The organism is Streptomyces sp. NRRL WC-3549, assembly GCF_000721935.1.
Classification (GTDB): domain Bacteria; phylum Actinomycetota; class Actinomycetes; order Streptomycetales; family Streptomycetaceae; genus Streptomyces.
Genome location: NZ_KL585394.1, coordinates 23073 through 25578, shown reverse-complemented (window position 1 = coordinate 25578; position 2506 = coordinate 23073). Strand labels below are relative to the sequence as shown.

Genomic DNA, 2506 nt, shown 5'->3' with positions numbered 1-2506 from the left:
CTGCGGAGCCGTGAGCCGTCGCCGCAGCAGGTGTTCAACGACACACACTTCGACGCGGACGTTCAGCAGGCGCTGGACACCCTCGCGCCCGAATTCCGTGCCGCGGTCGTGCTCTGCGACATCGAGGGCCTGTCCTACGAGGAGATCGCCGCCACGCTCGGCGTGAAGCTCGGCACCGTGCGCAGCCGCATCCACCGCGGCCGCTCCCACCTGCGCAAGGCCCTGAAGCACCGTTCGCCCGAGGCCCGCGCCGAGCAGCGTTCCCTGGCGGACGCCGTCGTGGCGGGGGAGGGCGGGACCCCATGAGCCTCACAGGTCCGACACCCGCGGAGCAGCACCTGGGGGACCGGCTCGCCGCGCTCGTCGACGGCGAGCTCAAGCACGACGCACGCGAGCGGGTCCTGGCCCACCTCGCGACGTGTTCCCGGTGCAAGGCCGAGGCGGACGCGCAGCGGCGGCTGAAGAGCGCCTTCGCCACCGCCACCCCTCCACCGCCTTCCGAAGGGTTCCTGGCCCGGCTCCAGGGCCTCCCCGGGGGCCCCGGGAAGGACGGCGACGGCCCCGGCGAACCCCTCGGCGGCCGTCGCTTCGGGGAGGGCGTCTTCCCGGCCCCCCACCCCGTCCGCGGGCGCGCCCGGTCCGTCCGGGGCCCCTCCTCACCGCTGGACGGCTTCGGCTACCTGCCCACGGTGCACGGCTCCACCGCGGTGCTGCCGGGCGGTCCCGGACGTTCCGGGTTCCCCGTGCACGAGGTGGGCCGGGCGGCCGACCGTTCCCCCTGGCGTGGCCGCCGCTTCGCGTTCGCCGCCGCCAGCGCCGTGTCCCTGGCGGCCATCGCCCTCGGCGGCACCCTGCCCCTGGAGTACGGCTCCGACGCACCGCTCAGCGCGGAGGGCGCGGGGAGCAGCGCCACCCCGCTCGACGCCGACGTGCGCACGGCCGGCGCCGCTTCCGCGGCCAGCCGCGGGGGCGGCAGCGCACTCGCCTTCGGTGACCGGACCGGCCGGGCGCCGACGACGGCCCCCGTACCGGCACCGGCCGTCTCCCCGCCCGCCCGCCCCGTGCTCGCCGCGGCGCCCTCCCTGCTGCTCGGGACGACGGGGCTCGGCGGGCGCAGCCCGGCCTTCCCGGTGCTCAACGTGAGCGTGCCGCCGCTGATACGCCCGACCGACGCGCCACCCCTGCTGTCGGCCCCGCCGGGCGGTGCGGCCGACCCGGAGGCGACGCCTTCCGCGACGGCGTCCGCGCCGCCGCGCACCGACCACGCGCTGCCGCTCTCGTCGCTGCGCTGACCGGACCTCTGCGCGCGGATTCGCAAACCTGGTTGAATTCCGGGAGGGGCGCCCCTGTGGGGGCGCGCAGAGGCCAGTGGCGGGGAGAGCATGGACGACGGGAAGCCCAGCGGGCCCAAGACGAAGTGGTGGAGCCGCCCTTCGGCGGGACGGGCCCGCACCGCCGAGCCGGAGGACACGGCCTCGGGCGCCACGGCCGGCACGGCCCTCCGCGACCTGCCGGCGACGGCTCCCGCGACACCGGTCGCCGCCGGGGCCGGGGCGGCGGCAGCGGACGACTCGTTCACGCTCGCGCCTCCGGCCCCTGACACCGGCTCACCCGCACCGCCCGCCGCCGACGCGCCGGCGCGCCCCGTCGGTCCGCCCGTCCCCACGGCGCCGCAGACCGAGCCGCCCGGGACCGAGCCGTCGGACACCGAGCGGCCGGACACCGAGCGGCCCGGGCGCGCGGCCGCCGCCACCCCCCGGTCCACGGCTTCCGGTACCCACGAGGCCGCCTCCGTGCCGGACGACGCCCCGCCGCCGGTGCCCGCCCCGGCCGGTGCCGACGCCCCCGCCCCGCCTGCCGCGGAACCGGCCGCCCCGCGGCCACAGCCGCTGCACGCGCCCGACGAGTACAGCACCCCGCCCTACGGCGGTCCGGGGCCCTGGGCCCCCGCTCCGCCCGTCCAGCGGCCGGTTCCGACGCCGGCCCACGGCACCCCCGTACCGTCGCCCCACGCGGGCGGCGGCCAGGCGCCGGCAGCCCCCGCCCCGGCCGGCCGGGCCCCGGGTGAGGCCTGTCCACCGCCCGGTGGCGCGTACGCCGCGCAGCCCGCCCCGCACCCCCTGCCCCACCAGCACCCGCACCCCACAGCGATGACACCGACTCAGCACCCGTCTCCCTCCCCGGCACCGCCCCCGCAGCCGCCGCACCAGCAGCAGACCACCCAGTGGCTGCGCTACGACCCCTGGGGCGCCCCCCGGCAGCCCCTGAGCCATCCCGACGCCGGGAGCGAGGGCAAGAAGGCCCGCAGGGGCGGCCGTGGTTCCGTGCTGGTCGGCGCCGTGCTGCTCGCCCTCGTCGCGGGCGGCATCGGCGGCGGGATCGGTTCGTACGTCGAGCGCAACGGCGGCCTGACCACCGTGGAGCTGCCCCAGGCCGGTTCCGACGGCGGGGGCAGAGCCCCGGACAGCGTCGCCGGCATCGCCGCGCGGGCCCTGCCCAGTGTGGT

Annotated in this window: 2 protein-coding genes and 1 pseudogene; all 3 read left to right on the top strand. The window is 78.9% G+C overall.

The features are described 5' to 3' along the window. Nucleotides 1–306, top strand: a 306-nt coding sequence (locus tag IH13_RS0110715; RefSeq protein ID WP_031083246.1) for a sigma-70 family RNA polymerase sigma factor, incomplete at its 5' end; no start/stop codon positions are given. Beyond that, nucleotides 303–1292 (top strand): anti-sigma factor family protein, encoded by a 990-nt coding sequence (locus IH13_RS0110710; protein WP_031083245.1) that lies wholly within the window; start codon nucleotides 303–305, stop codon nucleotides 1290–1292. The genes IH13_RS0110715 and IH13_RS0110710, both read left to right, overlap by 4 nt. Nucleotides 1293–1382: 90 nt before the next feature. After that, nucleotides 1383–2506: pseudogene (locus tag IH13_RS40100) on the top strand (hypothetical protein); the annotation flags it as partial.

What these genes read in the sequence shown, in the direction of transcription:
- IH13_RS0110710 (WP_031083245.1), top strand. Translation starts at nt 303, where the DNA reads ATGAGCCTCACAGGTCCGACACCCGCGGAGCAGCACCTGGGGGACCGG.